Annotated in this window: 22 protein-coding genes and 1 riboswitch; of the genes, 10 read left to right on the top strand and 12 right to left on the bottom strand. The window is 60.7% G+C overall.

Annotated elements, in window-relative coordinates:
- Positions 1-255 precede the first annotated feature (255 nt).
- From fba to tkt, 6 genes are all read right to left on the bottom strand, one after another.
- On the bottom strand, positions 256-1,320 hold the full coding sequence (gene fba / locus KKQ10_RS07495; protein WP_003177554.1) for a class II fructose-bisphosphate aldolase: 1,065 nt from the start codon (positions 1,318-1,320) through the stop codon (positions 256-258).
- Positions 1,321-1,589: 269 nt separating this feature from the next.
- Positions 1,590-1,922 (bottom strand): MliC family protein, encoded by a 333-nt coding sequence (locus KKQ10_RS07490; RefSeq protein ID WP_215500682.1) that lies wholly within the window; start codon positions 1,920-1,922, stop codon positions 1,590-1,592.
- 57 nt (positions 1,923-1,979) lie between these two features.
- Positions 1,980-2,201, bottom strand: coding sequence for a hypothetical protein (locus tag KKQ10_RS07485; RefSeq protein ID WP_007961876.1), 222 nt, complete (start codon positions 2,199-2,201; stop codon positions 1,980-1,982).
- A gap of 34 nt (positions 2,202-2,235) precedes the next feature.
- Positions 2,236-3,399, bottom strand: a complete 1,164-nt coding sequence (locus KKQ10_RS07480; protein ID WP_007961877.1) for a phosphoglycerate kinase — start codon at positions 3,397-3,399, stop codon at positions 2,236-2,238.
- 26 nt (positions 3,400-3,425) lie between these two features.
- On the bottom strand, positions 3,426-4,484 hold the full coding sequence (gene epd, locus KKQ10_RS07475; RefSeq protein ID WP_127647877.1) for an erythrose-4-phosphate dehydrogenase: 1,059 nt from the start codon (positions 4,482-4,484) through the stop codon (positions 3,426-3,428).
- Positions 4,485-4,594: 110 nt separating this feature from the next.
- Positions 4,595-6,592, bottom strand: coding sequence for a transketolase (gene tkt, locus KKQ10_RS07470; RefSeq protein WP_127647878.1), 1,998 nt, complete (start codon positions 6,590-6,592; stop codon positions 4,595-4,597).
- A gap of 257 nt (positions 6,593-6,849) precedes the next feature.
- Between tkt and KKQ10_RS07465 the strand changes: the two genes are divergently transcribed.
- The 4 genes from KKQ10_RS07465 to KKQ10_RS07450 all read left to right on the top strand — a co-directional run bounded on the left by KKQ10_RS07465 (position 6,850) and on the right by KKQ10_RS07450 (position 11,467).
- Entirely contained in the window at positions 6,850-7,845 is a 996-nt protein-coding gene (locus tag KKQ10_RS07465) for an ArsR/SmtB family transcription factor (protein WP_215500681.1), read from the top strand.
- Between the two features lie 18 nt (positions 7,846-7,863).
- On the top strand, positions 7,864-9,054 hold the full coding sequence (metK, locus tag KKQ10_RS07460; protein WP_095187071.1) for a methionine adenosyltransferase: 1,191 nt from the start codon (positions 7,864-7,866) through the stop codon (positions 9,052-9,054).
- Positions 9,055-9,297: 243 nt separating this feature from the next.
- Positions 9,298-10,974, top strand: coding sequence for an NAD-dependent DNA ligase LigB (ligB, locus tag KKQ10_RS07455; RefSeq protein ID WP_215500680.1), 1,677 nt, complete (start codon positions 9,298-9,300; stop codon positions 10,972-10,974).
- Between the two features lie 97 nt (positions 10,975-11,071).
- A complete protein-coding gene (locus tag KKQ10_RS07450) occupies positions 11,072-11,467 on the top strand; it encodes a DUF1090 domain-containing protein (RefSeq protein WP_215500679.1) in 396 nt (131 codons plus the stop codon).
- Between the two features lie 176 nt (positions 11,468-11,643).
- Here KKQ10_RS07450 and KKQ10_RS07445 read toward each other — a convergent pair whose 3' ends face one another.
- The gene (locus tag KKQ10_RS07445) at positions 11,644-12,093 is read right to left on the bottom strand and encodes a c-type cytochrome (RefSeq protein ID WP_215500678.1); all 450 of its coding nucleotides are present in this window, start codon (positions 12,091-12,093) and stop codon (positions 11,644-11,646) included.
- A gap of 128 nt (positions 12,094-12,221) precedes the next feature.
- On the opposite strand from KKQ10_RS07445, the gene mltA reads away from it, so the two are divergent.
- Entirely contained in the window at positions 12,222-13,394 is a 1,173-nt protein-coding gene (gene mltA / locus KKQ10_RS07440) for a murein transglycosylase A (protein ID WP_215500677.1), read from the top strand.
- Positions 13,395-13,491: 97 nt separating this feature from the next.
- Here the strand turns inward: mltA and KKQ10_RS07435 are convergent, their stop codons facing one another.
- Entirely contained in the window at positions 13,492-13,875 is a 384-nt protein-coding gene (locus KKQ10_RS07435; protein ID WP_215500676.1) for an MAPEG family protein, read from the bottom strand.
- 39 nt (positions 13,876-13,914) lie between these two features.
- Positions 13,915-14,748 (bottom strand): EamA family transporter, encoded by an 834-nt coding sequence (locus tag KKQ10_RS07430; protein WP_215500675.1) that lies wholly within the window; start codon positions 14,746-14,748, stop codon positions 13,915-13,917.
- Between the two features lie 156 nt (positions 14,749-14,904).
- On the opposite strand from KKQ10_RS07430, the gene KKQ10_RS07425 reads away from it, so the two are divergent.
- Positions 14,905-16,170 (top strand): cation:proton antiporter, encoded by a 1,266-nt coding sequence (locus tag KKQ10_RS07425; RefSeq protein WP_127647886.1) that lies wholly within the window; start codon positions 14,905-14,907, stop codon positions 16,168-16,170.
- Here the strand turns inward: KKQ10_RS07425 and KKQ10_RS07420 are convergent, their stop codons facing one another.
- Positions 16,171-17,094 carry a formate/nitrite transporter family protein gene (locus KKQ10_RS07420; RefSeq protein ID WP_215500674.1) on the bottom strand — a complete coding sequence of 308 codons (924 nt, stop codon included), beginning with the start codon at positions 17,092-17,094 and terminating at the stop codon, positions 16,171-16,173.
- Between the two features lie 117 nt (positions 17,095-17,211).
- Positions 17,212-17,619 carry an acyl-CoA thioesterase gene (locus tag KKQ10_RS07415; RefSeq protein ID WP_003229043.1) on the bottom strand — a complete coding sequence of 136 codons (408 nt, stop codon included), beginning with the start codon at positions 17,617-17,619 and terminating at the stop codon, positions 17,212-17,214.
- A gap of 182 nt (positions 17,620-17,801) precedes the next feature.
- Positions 17,802-17,900, top strand: a riboswitch (S-adenosyl-L-homocysteine riboswitch).
- Positions 17,901-17,923: 23 nt separating this feature from the next.
- On the opposite strand from KKQ10_RS07415, the gene ahcY reads away from it, so the two are divergent.
- The 4 genes from ahcY (at position 17,924) to rhlE2 (ending at position 23,436) form a co-directional block, all read left to right on the top strand.
- Positions 17,924-19,333, top strand: a complete 1,410-nt coding sequence (gene ahcY / locus KKQ10_RS07410; protein WP_047297109.1) for an adenosylhomocysteinase — start codon at positions 17,924-17,926, stop codon at positions 19,331-19,333.
- Positions 19,334-19,520: 187 nt separating this feature from the next.
- Positions 19,521-20,366 (top strand): methylenetetrahydrofolate reductase [NAD(P)H], encoded by an 846-nt coding sequence (gene metF, locus KKQ10_RS07405; RefSeq protein ID WP_127648135.1) that lies wholly within the window; start codon positions 19,521-19,523, stop codon positions 20,364-20,366.
- A gap of 169 nt (positions 20,367-20,535) precedes the next feature.
- Positions 20,536-21,348: a substrate-binding periplasmic protein gene (locus KKQ10_RS07400; RefSeq protein ID WP_215500673.1), complete on the top strand. Its 813-nt coding sequence runs from the start codon at positions 20,536-20,538 to the stop codon at positions 21,346-21,348.
- A 222-nt stretch (positions 21,349-21,570) separates the two neighbouring features.
- The gene (rhlE2, locus tag KKQ10_RS07395; protein ID WP_215500672.1) at positions 21,571-23,436 is read left to right on the top strand and encodes an RNA helicase RhlE2; all 1,866 of its coding nucleotides are present in this window, start codon (positions 21,571-21,573) and stop codon (positions 23,434-23,436) included.
- A 225-nt stretch (positions 23,437-23,661) separates the two neighbouring features.
- On the opposite strand, the gene KKQ10_RS07390 is transcribed toward rhlE2, so the two are convergent.
- Positions 23,662-24,255, bottom strand: coding sequence for a YceI family protein (locus tag KKQ10_RS07390; RefSeq protein ID WP_047596554.1), 594 nt, complete (start codon positions 24,253-24,255; stop codon positions 23,662-23,664).
- Positions 24,256-24,286: the final 31 nt, after the last annotated feature.

The raw sequence follows: 24,286 nt of genomic DNA, 5'->3' as shown, positions 1-24,286 counted from the left end.
ACAAAATCAAAAGATCGCAGCCTTCGGCAGCTCCTACTTTTAAACGGCGTTGTTTAGATCGATCGCCGGTTACTTCCGGATGCCTACAACAGCTTGCGTCGTTGCCTACCACTACGCCAGAATCCGCCGGCTTGTGCGCCTGGCGGGCCCTCGGCAACTTGATTCGCGTCACTGATTTCCAGTGATCGGGTTTAAGCCACCCACAAAAAACCCGCCTCTCGGCGGGTTTCTTGAATCAGCGGTTAACGCTCAGGCTTAGTTAACCTTGGCGTTCAACTCACCCTTCAGATAACGCTGATACATCGCTTCCAACGAGATCGGCTTGATCTTCGAAGCATTACCGGCAGTGCCGAACGCTTCATAACGAGCGATACATACGTCACGCATCGCGGTCACAGTCGCGCCGAAGAATTTACGCGGGTCGAATTCGCTCGGGTTGGTGGCCATCAGGCGACGCATCGCACCGGTGGATGCCAGGCGCAGGTCGGTGTCGATGTTGACCTTGCGCACGCCGTACTTGATGCCTTCGACGATTTCTTCAACCGGTACGCCGTAGGTTTCTTTGATGTCGCCGCCGTACTGGTTGATGATCGCCAGCCACTCTTGTGGCACGGACGAGGAACCGTGCATCACCAAGTGAGTGTTCGGGATGCGCTTGTGGATTTCCTTGATGCGGTCGATCGCCAGCACGTCGCCGGTAGGTGGCTTGGTGAATTTGTAGGCGCCGTGGCTGGTGCCGATGGCGATGGCCAGGGCATCAACTTGCGTCTTCTTGACGAAGTCTGCGGCTTCTTCCGGGTCGGTCAGCATCTGGCTGTGATCCAGAACGCCTTCGGCGCCGATGCCGTCTTCTTCACCGGCCATGCCGGTTTCCAGCGAACCCAGGCAGCCCAGCTCGCCTTCAACCGAAACGCCGCAGGCGTGAGCCATGGCGACGGTCTGCTGAGTCACACGAACGTTGTATTCGTAGTCGGTCGGGGTTTTGCCGTCTTCGCCCAGGGAACCGTCCATCATCACCGAGCTGAAACCCAGTTGGATGGAGCGCTGGCAGACGTCAGGGCTGGTGCCGTGGTCCTGGTGCATGCACACCGGGATGTGCGGGAATTCTTCGATCGCGGCCAGGATCAGGTGACGCAGGAACGGCGCACCAGCGTATTTACGGGCGCCGGCCGAAGCCTGGACGATCACCGGGGAGTCAGTCTTGTCAGCGGCTTCCATGATGGCGCGCATCTGCTCAAGGTTGTTGACGTTGAAGGCTGGAACGCCGTAGCCGAACTCGGCTGCGTGGTCCAACATCTGGCGCATGCTGATAAGTGCCATTGTGTGTGTCTCTCCCGGTTGAGGGTCGTTAATCGTGCCAGCCTGCCGGAGCGGCGGCGGCTATTCAAGTGATTGCAGATCGGGGGTCGAGGCCCGGCCTGGTGATTCGATAAAGCAGATTCTGTTTGTCACTGAAACTCTGTGGCGAGGGGGCTTGCCCCCGTTCGGCTGCGCAGCAGTCGTAAAAAAGCTATGGGAGTGCTTCGCACTCCAACGGGGGCAAGCCCCCTCACCACAAAAACCCCACATCAGAGCTTTGGGTGTGTCAGTTACTGCGCCTTGCAGCCGCGGCCGATCAAATCATTGGTGGCGACCCAGTACACCAGGCCTTCCTCACCCTTGACGTGAAACGCCAGCATGCCGTCGCTGTACAGCACGCCCGAGGCGCCCGGCTCTTCTTTCAGGCGATAGACCTGATCACCGCCGCCGAGTCGAACATCGACTTCCTTCTGGCCGGCATCGGCGTAGCGCCACAGCACTTTGGCCTGGCTGTCGCAGGTCCATGTCGTCCAGTTGTCCGCAGGGGCGGACGACTGAAACAGGTTCATCTGCGCGCAACCGCCCAACAATGCCAATGCCGCAATGGCGATCAAGCCTTTCATCCGTGTTCCTCGACTGACAGCCAACGCCGCCAGCCCTGAGTTAAAGAGTCAGACCGGTCAAGGACAACCATGTTCCTTGGCCGGGGTTTGCGTCTCGTATTTGTCCAGACCGTCCGGCCCCGAGCGCTTGTTCAGCACCGGGTTGGTTTCGGCCTGCCAGTCGGCCTGGTAGCAGCCTTTCTGCGCCGCATCCGGCGCAGGCGTCGCCTCGGCCTTCGGGTTACTCCCGCAGGCCGCCAGCGTACCGGTCAGCAACAACAGCGCTAACGACTTGACCATGTGAACACTCCTTTGCCTGGCCAAACGGGCGGCCTCAGGCCTTGGCCCGGCTTTCCAGGACTTCAACGGCTGGCAGTACCTTGCCTTCGACGAATTCGAGGAACGCGCCACCACCGGTGGAAATGTAGGAGATTTGCTCGGCCACGCCATATTTATCGATGGCCGCCAGGGTGTCGCCACCGCCGGCGATGGAGAACGCGGCGCTGTCAGCGATGGCCTGGGCCAGCACTTTGGTGCCGTTGCCGAACTGGTCGAATTCGAACACGCCGACCGGACCGTTCCACAGAATGGTTTTCGACGATTTCAGCAGTTCGGCGAAGTTGGCAGCGGTTTGTGGGCCGATGTCCAGGATCATGTCGTCAGCCGCGACGTCAGCGATCAGCTTGACGGTCGCTTCGGCGCTTTCTGCGAATTCCTTGGCTACCACGACGTCAACCGGCAGCGGCACGCTGACTTTGGCGGCGATGGCGCGCGCAGTATCCAGCAGGTCTGGCTCGTACAGCGACTTGCCGACCGGGTGACCGGCAGCCGCCAGGAAGGTGTTGGCGATGCCGCCGCCGACGATCAGTTGATCGCAGATCTGGCTCAGGCTGTTGAGTACGTCGAGTTTGGTCGAGACCTTGGAGCCGGCAACGATGGCCGCCATCGGCTTGGCCGGCGCACCCAGCGCCTTGCCCAGTGCGTCCAGTTCAGCGGCCAGCAGCGGGCCTGCAGCGGCGACTTTGGCGAACTTGGCCACGCCGTGGGTCGAACCTTCGGCGCGGTGAGCGGTGCCGAAAGCGTCCATCACGAACACGTCGCACAGGGCAGCGTATTGCTGGGCCAGTTCGTCGGCGTTCTTTTTCTCGCCCTTGTTGAAGCGCACGTTTTCGAACAGCACGATGTCGCCAGCCTTGACGTCAACGCCGCCCAGGTAATCGGCCACCAGCGGCACTTCACGGCCCAGGGCCTTGCTCAGGTAGTCAGCGACCGGCTTGAGGCTGTTCTCGGCGGAGAACTCGCCTTCGGTCGGACGGCCCAGGTGCGAGCAGACCATCACCGCCGCACCTTTTTCCAGGGCCAGCTTGATGGTCGGCAGCGAAGCCAGGATACGCGCATCGCTGGTGACAACACCGTCCTTGACTGGGACGTTGAGGTCTTCGCGGATCAATACGCGCTTACCTTGCAGATCGAGGTCGGACATCTTCAACACGGTCATGGGTCGCACTTCCTGAGTAACTGTTCTTAGAGAGCAGGTTTTTTTGAAATCGCTGTATGCAGATAGTGTTCTGCAACGTCCAGCATTCGGTTGGCAAAACCCCATTCGTTGTCGAACCAGGCCAGGATGTTCACCAGCTTGGGACCGGATACACGGGTCTGACTGGCATCGACGATGGCCGAATGTGGGTCATGGTTGAAATCACAGCTGGCGTGCGGCAACTCGGTGTAAGCCAGCAAGCCTTTGAGCGGGCCATTGGTGGCGGCCTCGCGCAGGATCCGGTTGACCTCGTTGGCGTCGGTCGCCGTGGCGGTCTGCATCGTGATGTCGAGGCAGGACACGTTGACCGTCGGCACGCGTACGGCTTTGGCCTGAATTCGCCCGGCAAGTTCCGGCAGCAGGCGCTCGATGCCTCGCGCCAGACCAGTGGACACCGGGATCACCGACTGGAACGCCGAACGGGTGCGGCGCAGGTCTTCGTGGTGATAGGCGTCGATCACCGGTTGATCGTTCATCGCCGAGTGAATCGTGGTGATCGACACGTAATCCAGGCCGATTGCCTTGTCCAGCAGGCGTAACAGCGGCACGCCGCAGTTGGTGGTGCAGGAGGCGTTGGACACCAGCAGCTCATCGCCGGTCAGGCAATCCTGATTGACGCCGTAGACGATGGTGGCGTCGACATCCGCCTCGCTGGCCATCGGCTGTGAAAACAGCACGCGTGGTGCGCCGGCGTCGAGGAAACGCTGGCCGTCTTCACGGGTGTTATAGGCACCGGAGCATTCGAGCACCAGATCGACGCCCAGCGACGCCCAATCGATGCCTTCGGGGGTGGCACTGCGCAGGACCTTCACGCAGTCGCCATTAATATGCAGACAATCGCCCTCGACCCGCACTTCGCCGGGAAAGCGGCCATGGGTGGAGTCAAAGCGTGTCAGGTATTCGATGCTGGCCATGTCCGCCAGATCGTTGATCGCGACAATTTCAAACCCGGCCTTCTCGCCACGCTCGAACAACGCACGCAAGACGCAACGACCAATCCGGCCGTAGCCGTTGAGTGCAACTTTGTAGGGACGCGGTTGAGGCATGGGGTTCTCGATAGTATTCGCTAACAACACAACCCCATGTAGGAGCGGCCCGAGCCTTCGGCAGCTCCTACAGGGGAACGCGGCAGCCAGGGCCACCGCATTCGTACTGCTTAGTCTTCCAGCAGCTCTTCAGCCTGACCCAGGATGTTTTCCAGGGTGAAGCCAAACTCTTCGAACAGTGCCGAAGCCGGTGCCGATTCGCCGTAGGTGGTCATTCCGATCACGCGACCTTCCAGACCCACGTACTTGAACCAGAAGTCGGCGTGGGCCGCTTCGATCGCGATACGCGCGCTGACCTGCAACGGCAGAACCGATTGCTTGTAGCCAGCGTCCTGGGCATCGAACACGCTGGTGCAAGGCATGGAAACCACGCGCACCTTGCGGCCTTGCTCGGTCAGTTTGTCATAGGCCTGAACGGCCAGACCGACTTCCGAACCGGTCGCGATCAGGATCAGCTCAGGCTCGCCTGCGCAGTCCTTCAACACGTAGCCACCGCGGCTGATATCGGCGATCTGGGCAGCGTCACGCTCTTGGTGCTGCAGGTTCTGACGCGAGAAGATCAGCGCCGACGGGCCGTCTTTACGCTCCAGCGCGTTTTTCCAGGCCACCGCCGATTCAACGGCATCGGCTGGACGCCAGGTGTCGAGGTTCGGCGTGGTACGCAGGCTGGTCAGTTGCTCGATTGGCTGGTGCGTCGGGCCGTCTTCGCCCAGACCGATGGAGTCGTGGGTGTAGACGTGGATCACGCGCTGCTTCATCAGTGCGGACATGCGCACCGCGTTGCGAGCGTATTCCATGAACATCAGGAAGGTCGCGCCGTAAGGCACCAGGCCGCCGTGCAGGGTGACGCCGTTCATGATCGCGGTCATGCCGAATTCGCGCACACCGTAGTACATGTAGTTGCCGCTGGCGTCTTCAGCGTTGACGCCTTTGCAACCTTTCCACAGGGTCAGGTTGGAACCGGCCAGGTCAGCCGAACCGCCGAGCAGTTCCGGCAGCAGCGGGCCGAACGCGTTCAGGGTGTTCTGGCTGGCTTTACGGCTGGCGATGGTTTCGCCCTTGGCCGCCACTTCAGCGATGTAGGCCGAGGCTTTTTCCGCGAAGTCAGCCGGCAGCTCGCCGCTCAGACGACGGATCAGCTCGTTGGCTTCGGTCGGGAACGCGGCGGAGTAGGCAGCGAAACGCTGATCCCACTCGGCTTCGGCAGCGCGACCTTTTTCCTTGGCGTCCCACTCGGCATAAATGTCGGCCGGGATTTCGAACGGACCGTAGTTCCAGTTCAGCGCCTGACGGGTCAGGGCGATTTCCGCGTCACCCAGCGGGGCACCGTGGCAGTCTTCTTTGCCCTGCTTGTTCGGCGAACCGAAACCGATGGTGGTCTTGCAGCAGATCAGGGTCGGCAGCGGGCTCTTGCGCGCGGTTTCGATGGCGGTCTTGATCTCTTCCGGATCATGACCGTCGACGTTGCGAATCACCTGCCAGTTGTAGGCTTCGAAACGCTTCGGCGTGTCGTCGGTGAACCAGCCTTCGACTTCGCCATCGATGGAGATGCCGTTGTCATCGTAGAAGGCGATCAGCTTGCCCAGGCCCAGGGTACCGGCCAGGGAAGCGACTTCGTGGGAAATACCTTCCATCATGCAGCCATCACCCAGGAACACGTAGGTGTGGTGGTCGACGATGTTGTGGCCAGGACGGTTGAACTGCGCGCCCATGACTTTTTCTGCCAGCGCGAAACCCACGGCGTTGGCCAGACCCTGACCCAGTGGGCCGGTGGTGGTCTCGACGCCCGGGGTATAGCCGAATTCCGGGTGACCCGGGGTGCGGCTGTGCAGTTGACGGAACTGCTTGAGGTCTTCGATCGACAGGTCGTAACCGGTCAGGTGCAGCAGCGAATAGATCAACATCGAGCCATGGCCGTTGGACAGCACGAAGCGGTCACGGTCGGCGAACGATGGATTACTCGGGTTGTGCTTGAGGTAGTCGCGCCAAAGCACTTCGGCGATATCTGCCATACCCATAGGGGCACCGGGATGGCCGCTGTTGGCTTTTTGCACGGCATCCATGCTGAGGGCACGAATGGCGTTGGCACGCTCACGACGGCTAGGCATCGCTGATCTCCTGGGTGTGAATAATTGAAACGGAAAAAAGGAGGGCATTTTCCCTCACCGGAGCGCCTCGGGGCAATGACAGATAGTCATACGGAGGCGTTTTTCCCATGGTTAACAGTGGATTCTATTGGTGAAACCTTTCCGCTGTTGGTTTGTAGAGTTAACCAGCCAGTGAGAAGTGCCATCTATCGAGCAATATCAAAACTTTTTGATATTGGCCTTGCAGCGATTTCCTACCGTCACTAGACTGCTGCCCCATGAACTTACGCGTGCCTTCCATTCGCCATGACGACTGCGACGAGCTGGCGGCCCTGTGCAAGGCCGGTGGCGACCCGCTGCGCCTGAATGTATTGCGCGCGCTGGCCAACGATTCGTTCGGTGTACTGGAACTGGCGCAGATTTTCGGCATCGGTCAGTCCGGCATGAGCCACCACCTCAAGGTGCTGGCCCAGGCCGATCTGGTGGCGACTCGGCGCGAAGGCAACGCGATTTTCTATCGCCGCGCCCTGCCCCACACCGAATTGCTGGGTGGCAAGTTACACGCGGCACTGTTAGAAGAAGTCGACAATCTGGCGCTGCCGGACGACGTGCAGACCCGCATCGCCCAGGTACACGGACAACGTGAGGCGGCCAGCCAGGACTTTTTCGCCCGGGTTGCAGAGAAATTTCGCGCCCAGCAAGACTTGATCGCAGGCCTGCCGCAGTACCGTGACAGCGTGCTGGCCCTGCTCGATAAACTGAACTTCAATGGTGCTGCCACGGCCATTGAAGTCGGCCCCGGCGATGGTGCTTTTCTGCCGGAACTGGCCCGCCGCTTCGGCACCGTAACCGCGCTGGACAACAGCCCGGCGATGCTCGAACTGGCGCGGCAGGTATGTGAACGTGAACAGCTGGCTAACGTCAGCCTGCAATTGGCCGATGCATTGAATGGCACCAGCCTTCAGGCCGACTGCGTGGTACTGAACATGGTGTTGCACCATTTCGCCGCACCGGCCGAAGCGCTCAAGCACATGGCCGGCCTGCTGCAACCGGGCGGTAGCCTGCTCGTGACAGAGTTATGTAGCCACAACCAGAGTTGGGCCAGGGAGGCCTGCGGTGATCTGTGGTTGGGGTTTGAACAGGACGATTTGGCCCGTTGGGCCACCGCTGCGGGACTCGTTCCCGGGGACAGCCTCTATGTAGGCTTACGTAATGGTTTCCAGATCCAGGTTCGCCACTTTCAGCGACCGGCTGGCGACACTCACCATCGGTAAATTCAGGAAAACATCGAGATGAGCGAATACTCCCTCTTCACCTCCGAGTCCGTGTCTGAAGGACATCCGGACAAAATCGCCGACCAGATTTCCGATGCGGTGCTGGACGCCATTATTGCTGAAGACAAGTTCGCCCGTGTGGCGTGCGAGACTCTGGTAAAGACCGGCGTTGCAATCATTGCCGGTGAAGTGACCACGTCGGCCTGGGTCGATCTGGAAGAAATCGTGCGTAACGTCATTCTTGACATCGGCTACAACAGCTCCGATGTCGGCTTCGACGGCGCAACTTGCGGTGTGATGAACATCATCGGCAAGCAGTCCCCTGACATCAACCAGGGTGTTGACCGTGCCAAGCCTGAAGATCAGGGCGCCGGCGACCAGGGCCTGATGTTCGGCTACGCCAGCAACGAAACCGACGTTTTGATGCCAGCGCCAATTACCTTCTCGCACCAGCTGGTGCAGCGCCAGGCCGAAGCCCGTAAATCGGGTCTGCTGCCTTGGCTGCGCCCGGATGCCAAGTCGCAAGTGACTTGCCGCTACGAAGGCGGCAAGGTTGTCGGTATCGACGCTGTTGTTCTGTCGACCCAGCACAACCCTGAAGTGTCGTACAAAGACCTGCGCGAAGGCGTGATGGAGCTGATCGTCAAGCACGTACTGCCTGCCGAACTGCTGAGCAAGGACACCCAGTTCCACATCAACCCGACCGGCCAGTTCATCATTGGCGGCCCGGTAGGTGACTGCGGTCTGACCGGTCGCAAGATCATCGTCGACAGCTACGGCGGCATGGCCCGTCACGGCGGCGGCGCGTTCTCCGGCAAAGATCCATCGAAGGTTGACCGTTCGGCTGCCTACGCTGGCCGCTATGTTGCCAAGAACATCGTCGCCGCCGGCCTGGCCGAGCGTTGCGAGATCCAGGTGTCCTACGCGATCGGTGTCGCTCAGCCGACCTCGATCTCGCTGAACACCTTCGGCACTGGCAAGATCAGCGATGACAAGATCATCAAACTGGTGCGTGAAGTGTTCGACCTGCGTCCGTACGCAATCACCACCATGCTGGATCTGCTGCACCCGATGTACCAGGAAACTGCAGCCTACGGCCACTTCGGTCGTGCTCCGCAGACCAAGACTGTTGGCGAAGACACCTTCACCACCTTCACCTGGGAAAAAACCGACCGCGCCGACGCTCTGCGTTCCGCTGCTGGTCTGTAAGACGCCCTGGCGGTACAAAAAAGCCCCGCACGGTTCGCGCCGTGCGGGGCTTTTTCATGTTTGCAAAGATCAAAGGATCGCAGCCTTCGGCAGATCCTGCATGGGAATGCATTCTGTAGGAGCTGCCGAAGGCTGCGATCTTTTGACTTTAACGCTGCGCAACACCCCGCAAAACACCAAGGCTACCTGACCCGCCATCCTCACCTAGCCTTCAAGCATTCCCCCTGAGCAAGGACGCTCATCATGCTTGCCACGCTGCGCCTGTTTTCAGTTGTTCTGCTGAGTTTCATCCACCTGATCGCTTACGCCGCCTGCCCCGACTGGCCTGCCGCCACCGCGCAAAACGAAATCACCGCCCTGCAAAAACAGATCGACCAATGGGACGACGCCTATCACCGCGAAGGCCGCTCGCTGATTGCCGACGACCTCTATGATCAAGCCCGCTTGCGGCTCAACGAGTGGCGACAGTGTTTCCAGCAGCCAGCAGCGCCCCAACCTTTGCGCAGCGCATCGGGCCCCATCGCGCATCCAGTTGCACACACAGGTCTGGATAAACTTCATGAGGCAGCGGCGGTTCAAGCCTGGCTCCAGGACCGCCGGGACGTCTGGGTCCAACCCAAGGTCGATGGCGTGGCGGTGACGCTGATCTACCGTCGTGGCCTGTTGCAGCAAGCGATCAGTCGCGGTGACGGTATCAGCGGCCAGGACTGGACGGCGTCAGCGCAAAAGATCGCCGCCATTCCTCAACAACTGACGCAGCCCCTTGATCTGCTGGTGCAGGGCGAACTCTACTGGCGTCTGACTCAACATGTGCAGGCCCGCGCCGGCAGCGTCAATGCCCGCGCCACGGTTGCCGGACTGATGAGCCGGAAAACCCTGAGCGCCGAGCAGGCGGCCGGGATCGGTCTGTTCGTCTGGGATTGGCCACGGGGGCCGGCGAGTCTGCCCGAAAGAATAGCGACGCTGGCGACATTGGGTTTCGCCACGACAGCACCGTTCAGTCAGGCCATCGCCAACCTTGAGGACGCACAAAAGTGGCGTGAGCACTGGTATCGATCACCGCTGCCATTCGCCAGCGACGGCATTGTCCTGCGCCAAAGCCAGCGCCCACCGGCCGAGCGCTGGCAGGCGAGCGCGCCCTACTGGGCGGTGGCCTGGAAATACCCGTTTGCCCGGGCGCTGGCCGAGGTGCGCAAAGTGAATTTCAAGGTCGGCCGCACCGGCCGCATCACACCGGTGCTGGAGCTGACGCCGGTCATGCTCGATGACCGGGAGATCAAACGGGTCAGCGCCGGTTCGCTCAAGCGCTGGCAGACGCAGGACATCCGTCCCGGTGACCAGGTGGCAATCAGCCTGGCCGGGCTGACGATTCCACGGCTCGACAGCGTAGTACTGCGTACGACCGAGCGGGCCGCCATCGACATCCCCGACGCCAGTGATTTCCACGCCTTGAGTTGCTGGCAACCGACACCCGGCTGCGAAAGCCAGTTTCTCGCGCGCCTGACCTGGCTCAGCGGCAAACAAGGGCTGGCGATGCCCCATGTGGGCAAAGGCACTTGGGAGAAACTTCTGGAAACAGGCCGCCTGAACAACCTGCTGGATTGGTTGACCCTCGATGAGCCAGAGCTTGCTAACATTGCCGGCTTCGGCGAACGCAGCAGTGCGCGCCTGATACACAGTTTTCACAGCGCCCGCCAAAGACCGTTCACGCAGTGGCTCAAAGCGTTGGGCCTGCCGCCGACCGGTGCCGCCCAATTGGCTGATTCATGGCAGTCGCTGGCACAACGAAATACCGAACAATGGCAGGCTGAAGCCGGAATCGGCCCCGGACGCGCGGCGCAATTGAGTGCATTCTTTCGCGATCCGCAGGTGCTGGCCCTCAGCGAACAATTACACGCCGCCGGAATCGACGGTTTCTGAACATGCAATCCCGGTACGCCGGGGAACCCAACGGCCACCGAGGCGCTCCAACTGCGCAGCGCCCGACTGACCCGATTGCCTTTGCACTGGAGCTTTTATGAAACTTCTTTCACCGCTCGCCCTGCTGACACTTTGCGCCGTCATGGCCGCCCCCGTGATGGCCGACGAAGACGCCCCGGGCCTGACCGGTTGCGCCGCCAAGAAGCAGGGCATCATCAACCAGATCGAACAGGCCAGGTCCCGCGGCAACGCCGATCAACAAGCCGGTCTGCAAACGGCACTGGATGAAGTGACGAAAAACTGCACCGACGCCGGCCTGAAGAAAGAACGCGAGAACAAGGTGCTGGATGCCAAGCACGAAGTCAGCAAGCGTCAGGCCGATCTCGACAAGGCGATGAAAAAAGGCGATCCGGAGAAGATCAACAAACGCAAAGACAAACTGGCCGAGTCGCGCAAAGAGTTGCAGGACGCGCTGGACGAAATCGACAAGTAATCAGCAGAACCTTGTGGCGAGGGAGCTTACTCCCGCTCGACGGCGCAGCCGTTGCAACTCCGGCCGGTCGGTTCTTGCAGATACAACTCGGCTGAAGGGTTTCAGGGCTGCTGCGCAACCCAGCGGAAGCAAGCTCCCTCGCCACAGTTGCTCAGTTGCCCGGTAGCCTCAGACAATCAATGATCCCGAAATTCTTTATGGCAAGCGCTGCAGGCATCTTCAACCTTCTGCACCGCCGGCCCCAGGTTACTGGCCTTGTACGGCTGAACCTTGCTGGTGATCACCAGTTCACCGGTGGCCGCCTCAAGGTTGCGGGCCAGTTCCTGAAAGCGCGCCTGGCGCAGCCAGACATCATCTTTGGCACTGGTGTGATCTTCTTCGCGCACCTGCGGAAAATGCTTCCATGGCTCATGGGACAACGCATCGAGCTTCACCGCACCGTCGGCGAATTTCGGCCCGTCGAACGGAATGCGTCCACGCAACATACCGCCCAGGTCTTCGCCGGTCTTGAGCATCTGCTTGAAGATCGCCTTGCGTTGACCCAGCGGGGAATTCGGGTCGACACCGCCACAGGCGGACAAGGTCAGACAGGCCAGCAATACAACAGAAATTCTTTTAAGAGTCATGGTGGCTTCAGGTCACGGAATTCGGCGGCCAGTATCCTCGCGCCACCGACAAACACCAATAGCCCTATTAAAATTACGGGTTGCCGGAGCGCATGGAGCACTCAGGCAACCGGCACAGGAATCACTCCATGAACAGCCGTTTCAAGGCCTGGCGTCACCCACTGATCGCAACTCTGCCACTGCTGGCAATCCTTGCCGGCTGCACCGGCGGCGACACTGCCAAACCGAAAACCCACGCCTTGGCCACGTATTCCAGCGCCAACTGGGAAGCCTTGCCAGCCGTGTCCGACAGCGATCTGGTCGCCGGTTTCGGCTCGTGGCGCAGCGCCTGCACCCGGCTCAAGGCTGACCCGATCTGGGGCGGCACCTGCGCCGCGGCAGCCAACGTGCCGCAGAGCGCCAACGAGATCCGTGCATTCCTCAAGCAGAATCTCGATGTGTTCGGCCTGCGCGCCGAGCACGACAATCCGAACGGTCTGATCACCGGTTACTACGAACCGGTCTATCCCGGCAGCCTGACGCCCACCGACGCGGCCAACGTGCCGGTGTACGGCGTTCCTGAAGACATGATCATCGTGTCGCTGGACAGCATTTACCCGGAGCTCAAGGGCAAGCGCCTGCGTGGCCGCCTCGAAGGTCGGGTGCTCAAGCCTTACGACGACGCGGCGACCATCGAATCCAAAGGCGTAAAAGCGCCTGTGGTGGCGTACCTGACCGATCCGATGAACCTGCAGTTCCTGCAGATCCAGGGCTCCGGGCGGATTCAGACGGCAGACGGCAAACAATTGCGCATCGCCTACGCCGACCAGAACGGCCACCCGTACCGACCGATCGGTCGCTGGCTGGTGGAACAGGGCGAGCTGAAGAAAGAAGACGTGACCATGAGCGCGATCAGCAACTGGGCCAAGGCCAACCCGTCACGCATTCCGGAACTGCTGGGCAGTAACCCGAGCTATGTGTTTTTCACCCGCAATCCCGACAGCAACGAAGGCCCGCGCGGCTCGCTGAACGTACCGCTGACTGCTGGCTATAGCGCGGCGGTGGACCGCAAGGTGATTCCGCTGGGTAGCTTGCTGTGGCTGTCGACCACCCGCCCGGATGGCACGGCGCTGGTACGTCCGGTTGCGGCGCAGGACACCGGTGGTGCGATTGCTGGCGAGGTTCGTGCGGATCTGTTCTGGGGCACTGGCGATGCCGCCGGACAACTGGCCGGGGACATGAAACAGCAGGGGCAGATCTGGATGCTCTGGCCCAAGGGAGCGGCGCTGCCGCAAGTGCCGCAGGTGGCTGACAAACCTTAAAAAGCAAAAAGATCGCAGCCTTCGGCAGCTCCTACAGGGGACATGTATCAACCCTGTAGGAGCTGCCGAAGGCTGCGATCTTTTGATCTTGCTTTATCTATACCGACACAAAGAAGAACGAAGCAATCAACCCCATCCCGACAAACCACACCAGCGACCGCAGAATCGCCCAGTCCGCCAGGTAGCAGATGATGTACAGCAGGCGACTGGTGATAAACAGCACCGCCAGCACATTCACCGTCACCAGCTCTGCCGTGCCCACCAGATGCGCGACGATCACTGCAATGGCGAACGCCGGCACTACTTCGAAACTGTTCAACTGCGCGGCATGCGCGCGGCGGGCCACGCCGTTCAGGCTTTCCAGAAAGTCCCGGGGATCATGGTTGTCGCTCAGTCGGAAACCACCCACTGCCTTGGCCACGACTGTGCAGACATAGGGCAGGAAAATCGCGATCAACACGCACCACAGAGCTACCGTCATAAAGCCGTCCTTCTTCGAGTTATAGGAAATTGCGGGCGGTCAGAACTTCATCACCAGCATGCCGATCAGCACCAACCCACAGGCTAAGAGCCGCGGTCTGCCGAAAGGTTCTTTCAGGTAACGCATGCCGAACAGCACCACCAGGATCACGCTGATCTCGCGCAATGCCGCCGCCTCGGCAATCGATCCCAACTGCATCGCCCACAGCACCAGAGCGTAGCTGAACAACACGCAGAACCCGACCGCCAGCCCCAGCTTCCATTGCTCGCGCCAGAACACCAGGAGCGCCGGGCGTTTGGCCACCCATGCCAGCAACGGAAACGGCCAGGCGCTGAGCAGCGTGACCCAGACCAGGTAATCCAGCGGATGTGACCAGCGCCGCAACGCCTGGCCGTCGATGTAGGTGTAACAACCGATGCACAGCCCGATCAGCGCCACCACCGGCAGCATCGACCACGGCAAATGCTTCCCGCCGCCGCCCTGCCAGAGCAGGCAGGCCATGCCCAGCGGAATCAGCATGATCCCCAAGATCTGCTGCGCAGTGAGCACCTCGCCCGCGAAGATCAGGGTCAGCGCCAGCACCACCAGCGGCGACAAGCCGCGCATCAGCGGATAGACCAGCCCAAGGTCGCCGACCCGATAGGCCTGAATCAGCAGATAGCGATACAGCAGCTCGAATGCCGCCGAAGCGAGAATCCACGGCCAGATGTCCAGCGGCGGCAAGCTGATGAAGGGCGACGCCAGCGCCACGAACAACAGCGCCACCGTGTCCATGCACGCCACCACCAGCAGCCGTTCGGCGCTGAATTTGATCAGGGTATTCCACGCTGCATGCAACAGCGCCGCCACCAACACCAGAACTGTCGCCAGCACGTTCCACTCCTTGGTTTTTATTGTTGACCCTACACCAATGTCTGCGGCCGACCAACCGAGTGGACATCATTGTGTCCCCGCCCCGGATCCGCCCATCCAACCTTTGCGCCGAAGAATCGGGGCGCTGTCTTTCCACCCCCATCCAAAGGAGCCCGGATGCTTGAACTCGTAGCCGCTTTTATCTGCCTCACCACCCTCCTCACCTTCGTCAATTACCGCTTCATCGGCCTGCCGCCGACCATCGGTGTGATGGTCACCGCGCTGATGTTTTCCCTGTTGCTGCAGGGCCTGAGCGTGCTCGGCTACCCCGGCCTTGAAGAACGCGTGCAGCAACTGATCGGCCAGATCGACTTCGGCGATCTGCTGATGAACTGGATGCTGTCGTTCCTGCTGTTCGCCGGCGCTTTGCACGTCAACCTGAACGACCTGCGCAGCTATCGCTGGCCCATCGGCCTGCTGGCGACCTTCGGCGTGCTGATCGCCACCGCCGTGATCGGCAGCCTCGCCTATTACATTTTTGCCCTGTTCGGCTGGCACGTGAGCTTTCTGTACTGCCTGCTGTTCGGCGCGCTGATTTCGCCGACCGACCCGATCGCGGTGCTCGGCGTATTGCGTACGGCCAATGCTTCGAAACCGTTGAAAACCACCATCGTCGGCGAGTCGCTGTTCAACGACGGTACTGCGGTGGTGGTGTTTACCGTGTTGCTGGGCATCGCCCAATTGGGTGAGACGCCGACGATCAGCGCCACGGCCATGCTGTTCGTTCACGAGGCCGTAGGCGGCGTGCTGTTCGGCGGGCTGATCGGTTATCTGGTGTACCGGATGATCAAGAGCGTTCAGCAGCATCAGATCACCGTAATGCTGACCCTGGCGCTGGTAATCGGCGGTTCGGCGATGGCCACCGAGCTGCACGTCTCGGCGCCGATTGCGATGGTGGTGGCCGGTCTGATCATCGGTAACCTGGGGCGCAACCTGGCGATGAACGACATGACCCGCAAGTACCTCGACGGCTTCTGGGAGCTGCTCGATGACATGCTCAACGCCCTGTTGTTCGCGCTGATCGGCTTGGAGCTGTTGCTGCTGCCGTTCAATTGGGCGCACGTAGCGGCGGCCAGCTTGCTGGCGCTGGCGATTCTGCTGTCGCGCCTGCTCACCGTGGCTCCGGCCATCGTCCTGCTGCGCCGCTGGCGCACGGTGCCGCGCGGCACCATCCGCATCCTGACCTGGGGCGGTTTGCGCGGCGGTGTGTCGGTGGCGCTGGCGCTGGCCCTGCCGTTGGGCCCGGAGCGCGATCTGCTGCTGAGCATCACCTACATCGTGGTGCTGTCGTCGATCCTGTTGCAGGGGCTGACCATCGGCAAACTGGTCAAGCACGCCACCCGTGACGAGCCGGCCACAGCTCCAGAGCCTGCGCACCACTGATCATTTCTTGATCTGCTGCGGATCGGGCTTTTCGGCCTGATCCGCAGATCCTTTCGATTTGCCTGACGCCTTTGGAGCGCCTGTTTGTTTCGGCGCACCGCTCTCACTGCGGATCTGCGCATGGCTGATCAGGGCGAAAATGAAACTGCCGCCGATGATGTTCCCCGCCAGCGTGGGCCCGGCAAACACCATCCAGAAATCACTCCACGGCAGCTCGCCGGCAAACACCAGATACGAGACTTCCGCCGAACCGACCACGATGTGGGTGAAGTCACCCAACGCCATCAGGTACGTGATGAGGATGATGATCCACATCTTGGCGCTCTCCATGGACGGAATCATCCAGACCATAGTGGCGATCATCCAGCCGGAGACGATGCCCTTGGCGAACATCTGACTGGCGTGGTTCTCCATGACCTTGCGGCCGATTTCGAGGAAGGCGTGATCGGTCTCGGTGTCGAAAATCGGCAATTCGAGCATCACGTACGCCACCAGAATCGTGCCGCACAAATTGCCGAACAGCACCACGCCCCACAAGCGGATCAGCCGGCCGAAATTCGCCAGAGTCGGTTTGGTCATCACCGGGAGGACGGCGGTCAGGGTGTTTTCCGTGAACAGTTGCTGGCGGGCGAGGATCACCGCGAGAAAACCTGCGCAGTAGCCAAAACTGGCAATCACCTTGAATTCATCGCCCTCGGGCAGGCGCGAATTGAGCAGGCCCATGCCCATCAGCGACAGGCCCATGGTCAGCCCGGCGGCGAGCGCCGACCACCACAATGCGGCGATGCTGCGCTCCAGTTCCTGATCGCCCTGGGTACGGATGATTTCATGCAGAACCGCCGCGCGGGGCGGCTGGCTTTTCTCGACTTCGTGTTGTTCATCGGTCGAGAGGTCGGGGGTCTTGCCGTCTGTTGGCGTGGTCATGGCGTGGGAACCGGTGGGGGCTTTTAGCTACGACCCCCGCCACTTGGCATACGTTCTGTAGGATTCAGAGTGAACCCTGTGGGAGCTAACCTGCTAGCGATGGCCATACCACTGACGTCATTTGGTGACCAGTTCATCCTCCTTGAACTGGTCTTTGACGTACTTGATCTCGGTCCGACCGTGCGGTGCCGGCAGGCCGTCTTCGCCGAGGTTGACGAAGACCATCTTCTCGACGGTCAGGATGCTCTTGCGGGTGATCTTGTTGCGCACTTCGCAGGTCAGGGTGATCGAGGTGCGGCCGAACTCGGTAGCGGTGATACCCAGTTCGATGATGTCGCCCTGGCGCGAGGCGCTGACGAAGTTGATCTCGGAAATGTATTTGGTCACCACGCGCTGATTGCCCAGCTGGACGATGGCGTAAATCGCCGCTTCCTCGTCGATCCAGCGCAGCAGGCTGCCGCCGAACAGGGTGCCGTTGGGGTTCAGGTCTTCGGGTTTTACCCATTTGCGGGTGTGGAAATTCATGGGGGACGGACTCCGGGGTGTTTGGGCATTAGGTTTACTCTCCCAGCTTCAAGTTTCAAGCGACAAGCTGCAAGTTAAAGCCGCTGTGACTTGCCGCTTGTAGCTTGTTACTTGCCACTAGCCGGGCGAAGAAAGCTATAATCGCCACCGATTCAGAACGGCTACTGCCGTTTTCCCGCCACCTGTCCGAGGGGCGCTGCAGCAGGTTCAACCTGTCAGGCTCGGATGGGGCGTTGACTGGCTCACGCCAGACACTAAACGCACAACGGCGCCCATTCGCATACATTACGAATGGAGGCTCTTCATGAGCGCTGTTATCACGCCTGCCGATTTTAACGATTACAAAGTTGCCGACATGTCCCTGGCTGCCTGGGGCCGTCGCGAAACCATCATCGCCGAATCGGAAATGCCTGCCCTGATGGGTCTGCGCCGCAAGTACGCTTCCGAGCAGCCGCTCAAGGGCGCGAAAATCCTCGGCTGCATCCACATGACCATTCAGACTGCCGTGCTGATCGAAACCCTGGTTGCCCTGGGTGCCGAAGTACGCTGGTCGTCCTGCAACATCTTCTCGACTCAGGATCAGGCCGCTGCGTCCATCGCCGCTGCCGGCATCCCGGTGTTCGCCTGGAAAGGCGAGACTGAAGAAGAGTACGAGTGGTGCCTGGAGCAGACCATCCTCAAGGATGGCCAGCCATGGGACGCCAACATGATCCTCGACGACGGCGGCGACCTGACCGAGCTGCTGCACAAGAAATACCCACAAGTGCTGGACCGCGTTCACGGCGTGACCGAAGAAACCACCACCGGCGTACACCGCCTGCTGGACATGCTGGCCAAGGGCGAGCTGAAGATCCCTGCGATCAACGTCAACGACTCGGTGACCAAGTCCAAGAACGACAACAAGTACGGCTGCCGTCACAGCCTGAACGATGCGATCAAGCGCGGTACCGACCACCTGCTGTCCGGCAAGCAAGCGCTGGTCATCGGTTACGGTGACGTGGGCAAGGGCTCGGCTCAGTCCCTGCGTCAGGAAGGCATGATCGTCAAAGTCTCCGAAGTTGACCCGATCTGCGCCATGCAAGCCTGCATGGACGGTTTCGAACTGGTTTCGCCGTTCATCGACGGCATCAACAACGGCACCGAAGCGAGCATCGACAAAGCGCTGCTGGGCAAGATCGACCTGATCGTGACCACCACCGGTAACGTCAACGTTTGCGACGCCAACATGCTCAAAGCGCTGAAGAAGCGTGCTGTTGTCTGCAACATCGGTCACTTCGACAACGAAATCGACACCGCTTTCATGCGCAAGAACTGGGCATGGGAAGAAGTGAAGCCACAGGTACACAAGATCCACCGTACCGGCCCGGGCGCTTTCGATGCACAGAACGACGACTACCTGATCCTGCTGGCCGAAGGCCGTCTGGTGAATCTGGGCAACGCCACCGGTCACCCGAGCCGCATCATGGACGGTTCGTTCGCCAACCAAGTGCTGGCGCAGATCTTCCTGTTCGGCCAGAAGTACGCCGACCTGTCGCCAGCCCAGAAAGCCGAGCGTCTGACCGTTGAAGTACTGCCGAAGAAACTCGACGAAGAAGTGGCCCTGGAAATGGTTCGCGGCTTCGGCGGCGTGGTCACTCAACTGACCAAGCAACAGGCTGACTACATCGGCGTGACCGTCGAAGGCCCGTTCAAGCCGCACGCTTACCGCTACTAAGTAACCGGCTGCTTTATTTGTCGGACTGGCTTGTTGTGGCGAGGGAGCTTGCTCCCGCTGGGCTGCGAAGCGGCCCCAAGATTTTGGGAGCGCTGCGCGCTCCAGCGGGAGCAAGCTCCCTCGCCACATAAGCACGCTCCGACAGATGAAACATACCGTAGGCTTTCGTGTTTCCAAGGGTATGACCATGTCCCAAGACCGTCGCTACAGCTTCGAGTTCTTCCCGACCAAGACCGATGCTGGGCAAGAAAAACTGCTCGCCACTGCCCGTCAGTTGGCCACTTACAACCCCGACTTCTTTTCCTGCACCTATGGCGCTGGTGGTTCGACCCGTGATCGCACCCTCAACACCGTTCTGCAACTGGAAAGCGAAGTCAAAGTACCGGCCGCACCGCACCTGTCGTGCGTCGGCGACAGCAAGGACGACCTGCGCGGCCTGCTGAACGAGTACAAGGCTGCCGGTATCAAGCGCATCGTTGCCCTGCGTGGTGACCTGCCGTCCGGCATGGGCATGACCAGCGGCGAGCTGCGTCACGCCAATGAACTGGTGGAATTCATTCGTGAAGAAACCGGTGATCATTTCCACATCGAAGTCGCCGCTTACCCGGAGATGCATCCGCAAGCGCGCAACTACGAAGACGATCTCGCCAATTTCGTGCGCAAGGCCCGCGCCGGCGCCGACAGCGCGATCACCCAGTACTTCTTCAACGCCGACAGCTACTTCTATTTCGTCGACCGTTTGCAGGCACTGGGCGTGGACATTCCGGTCGTGCCGGGGATCATGCCGATCACCAACTACAGCAAGCTGGCGCGTTTTTCCGATGCCTGCGGTGCGGAAATCCCGCGCTGGATCCGCAAGCAACTGGAAGCCTACGGCGATGACAGCCAAAGCATTCAGCGCTTTGGCGAGCAGGTCGTCAGCGAAATGTGCGAACGCCTGCTGCAGGGTGGCGCACCGGGGCTGCACTTCTATTCCATGAACCAGGCCGAACCGAGTCTGGCGATCTGGAATAATTTGAAGCTGCCGCGTTGAAGCAGCTGCAAGCTTCAAGCTGAAAGCGACAAGCAACATCAAAAGATCGCAGCCTTCGGCAGCTCCTACAGGGGTGTCGCAGCTGCGATTTTTTGCTTTTGAACCCCCGAATTAGAGCTTGTGCCGCCACTTTCTGGCTCTTTCTCGCTTCTCGTCGTAATCTCAAGCCATGCCTTTGATCGCGCAACTATTCACGCTGCTGGTTTTTGCTTGCCTGAGCTTTGCCGCTCGGGGCGAGAAGTTGCGCATTGTCACCGAGCCGTGGGCGCCTTACGTCTACGAAGAGGGCGGCAAGAACCTCGGGCTGGACTACGAAACCACCGCCATCGTGTTCCAGCGCCTGGGCATCGAGGTCGAGTGGCAGTTTCTGCCGTGGAAGCGCTGCCTGTCGATGCTCGAGACCGGTCAGGCTGACGGCGCACTGGACATCTTTCACAGCGACGAACGCGACGCCACCCTGCTCTACCCCAGCGAACCGCTGTCGGAGGTCGAGTTCGTGATGTTCTACGCCAACGACCGTCCCCATCCGTTTCATAAGCTCGAAGACCTCAAAGGCCTGACCATCGGCACCTCGCCGGGGTATATGTACAGCCCAGACTTCAGCGAATCGACGCTGCTCACCCGCGAACCGGCACCGACCCACGAGGCCAACTTCGGCAAACTGCTGCGCGGGCGTATCGACCTGCTGATCACCGATCGCCGCGTAGGTCAGCATTTGCTCGATCAGTTGAATATCCGCGATCAGATCACCGAGAACCCTGCCGTCATTAGTCGTCAGAGCCAATATCTGGCGGTTCGACGCAATGCCGGGATGGATCTGCTGGTGCAGCGTTTCGGCGCCGAACTCAAGCGTTTCAAACGCGAGCCGGCCTATGCCGAGCTCAGCGCACGCTACGGCGCAGCCCCGATCGACGTCGCGCCGCTGGGTAACGTCTCGGCCCGCAGCAAAACCGTTGAGCAGCAGGAAAGCAGCGCGCACTGATTGCTCTGTTATACTCCGGCGTTCCCGCCAGGCTCACGCCCGGACGCCCGGAACCGTAACAGGCCTCTAGACCCGCTACAGCGCAGCTTTTCAGCCCGCGCGAGCGCTCCTGACGTGCCTTCGAGACCGCAGCAGGACCGGACGGGATCGCGTCCTCTTAAACGCGATTCGCGCCAGGCAAGACTCCCATTGGGCCAAGCCCTAACTAAAACAGGATTACTCATGTCCTTTGCTTCCCTCGGTCTCTCCGAGGCTTTAGTCCGCGCCATCGAAGATGCGGGCTATACCGAGCCTACTCCGGTGCAACAGCGGGCCATTCCCGCCGTGTTGCAAGGTCGCGACCTGATGGTTGCGGCACAGACAGGTACCGGTAAAACCGGCGGTTTCGCCCTTCCGATCCTGGAGCGGTTGTTCCCCAACGGTCACCCGGACAAATCCCAGCGTCATGGCCCGCGCCAACCGCGCGTACTGGTCCTGACCCCGACCCGCGAACTCGCGGCCCAGGTTCACGAGAGCTTCAAGATCTACGCCCGTGACCTGAAATTCGTCAGCGCCTGCATCTTCGGCGGCGTCGGCATGAACCCTCAAGTCCAGGCCATGTCCCGTGGTGTTGACGTACTCGTCGCCTGCCCGGGTCGCCTGCTCGACCTCGCCGGCCAGGGCAGCGTCGATCTGTCCCACGTCGAAATCCTCGTGCTCGACGAAGCCGACCGCATGCTCGACATGGGTTTTGTGCACGACGTGAAGAAAGTCCTCGCACGTCTGCCGGCCAAGCGTCAGAACCTGCTGTTCTCGGCGACTTTCTCCAAAGACATCACCGATCTCGCCGGCAAGCTGCTGCACAACCCGGAACGCATCGAAGTCACGCCGCCGAACACCACAGTCGAGCGCATCGAACAACGCGTCTTCCGTCTGCCGGCCAGCCACAAGCGTGCCCTGCTGGCGCACCTGATCACCGCCGGCGCCTGGGAACAGGTGCTGGTGTTCACCCGCACCAAGCACGGCGCCAACCGTCTGGCCGAGTACCTGGACAAACACGGCCTGCCAGCCGTCGCGATCCACGGCAACAAGAGCCAGAACGCCCGCACCAAAGCCCTGGCCGATTTCAAGGCCGGTGAAGTGCGCATCCTGGTGGCCACCGACATCGCCGCTCGCGGCCTGGACATCGACCAGTTGCCACACGTGGTCAACTTCGAACTGCCGAACGTCGATGAAGACTACGTGCACCGTATCGGCCGTACTGGCCGCGCCGGTCGTTCGGGCGAGGCCATCTCGCTGGTGGCTCCGGACGAAGAAAAACTGCTGAAAAGCATCGAACGCATGACCAAGCAGAAAATCGCCGACGGCGATCTGATGGGCTTCGATGCCAGCACCATCGAGGCCGAGAAGCCTGAAGTGCGTGAGCGTCCGGACATGCGCAACCCGCGCAATTCCCGTGGCCCGCGTGGTGATGGTCCGAATGGCGGCGGCGGTGGCGGCGGTCGCAAGGACAAAGGCAAGGACAAGGGCAAGGAAAAACCCGCCGGTGAACGCGGCGAGCGCCCTGCCCGTCAGCAGAAACCACGTGAAGGCACGCCGGCCCGCGAACAGCGTCCGAGCCAGCCGCCACGTGCCGCGGCGGATCGTGCACCGGACGAGTTCCTCGACGACGATATCGATAACTTCGGTAACCGCGTCGACTACGTGCCGAAAGCCGCTCCGGCCGGTGGCCGTGGTCGCCGTCCAGGCGCGCCAGGTCAAGGCGTCGGTTCGGGCGCACCCCGTGGAGGTCAACCGCAGGGTCGCCAGAACGGTCCGCGCAACAGCAACGGTTCGAGCACCGGCACTCCACCGGCCAAGCGCAACGGTCCACGTAATGGTGCCCCGCGTGACGGCCAGGGCCGTCGTGACGAGTCCTCGCGCAACCGCCGCCCGGCTCGCGACGATCAGCAACGCGCCGAACCGGCCGTGCAGAACCCGCGCAGCACCGGGCCGAAGATCATGCACAAGGAGTCCAAGGCCGACCGCTTTCCGACACCTGAGCAGCTCGATCAACTGCCGACCCGTCCGCGCGGCGAAAAACCAGCCTTGCTGACCCGCAATCGCTGAGTTATCGCTGCAATGAAAAATGCCCCGACTCGAAAGAGCCGGGGCATTTTTTATGGAAGCCCCCTGTAGGAGCTGCCGCAGGCTGCGATCTTTTGATCTTGATCTGCAAAAAACAACAGCAAAAGATCGCAGCCTGCGGCAGCTCCTACAGGGGATGTGTGTATAGCAGACAATAAAAAACGCCCCCGGCCTTGCGACCGGGGGCGTTTTGCATGGCGGCGAAAATTATTTCGCTTTCACACCTTCGAACGAGATGTACAGGTCGACGTTGTCGGACTGTGGACCCAGGTCCATCATCTTGCCGAAATCAGAGCGCTTGATGCTGGTGGTGCCTTCGAAGCCGGCACGGTAGCCGCCCCATGGATCCTTGCCTTCACCCAGGAACACAGCCTTGACCACGATCGGCTTGGTTACGCCGTGCAGGGTCAGGTCGCCGGTCACGTCAGCCGTGTCTTTGCCAGCAGCGTTCTTGCCAGTGGATTTGACGCTGGTGGAGACGAACTTGGCGTCAGCGTATTTGCCCACGTCCAGGAAGTCCTTGCTGGAGATGTGCTTGTCGCGCTCGGCGTGGTTGGTGAACACGCTGGCGGTTTTCACGTTGAATTCGATTTTGCTGTCTTCAGGCTTGGCAGCGTCAAAGCTGAACTTGCCGTCGATGTCCTTGAAGGTACCGGTGATGTAGCTGTAGCCCAGGTGGCTGATCTTGAAGTCGACGAAAGCGTGCTGGCCTTCCTTGTCGACGGTGTAATCAGCAGCCATCACGTTCGCGGACAGTACGGCCGAACCGATTGCCAGAGCGGCCAGAGTCTTTTTCAACATGCTTTCTTTTCCTTTGAGTCGAGGTTGAATT

Origin of the sequence: Pseudomonas sp. MG-9 (genome assembly GCF_018729515.1) — a bacterium.
GTDB lineage: Bacteria > Pseudomonadota > Gammaproteobacteria > Pseudomonadales > Pseudomonadaceae > Aquipseudomonas > Aquipseudomonas serboccidentalis.
Note: the sequence above shows the minus strand (reverse complement) of the source record. Positions and strands in the feature narration are given on the sequence as shown.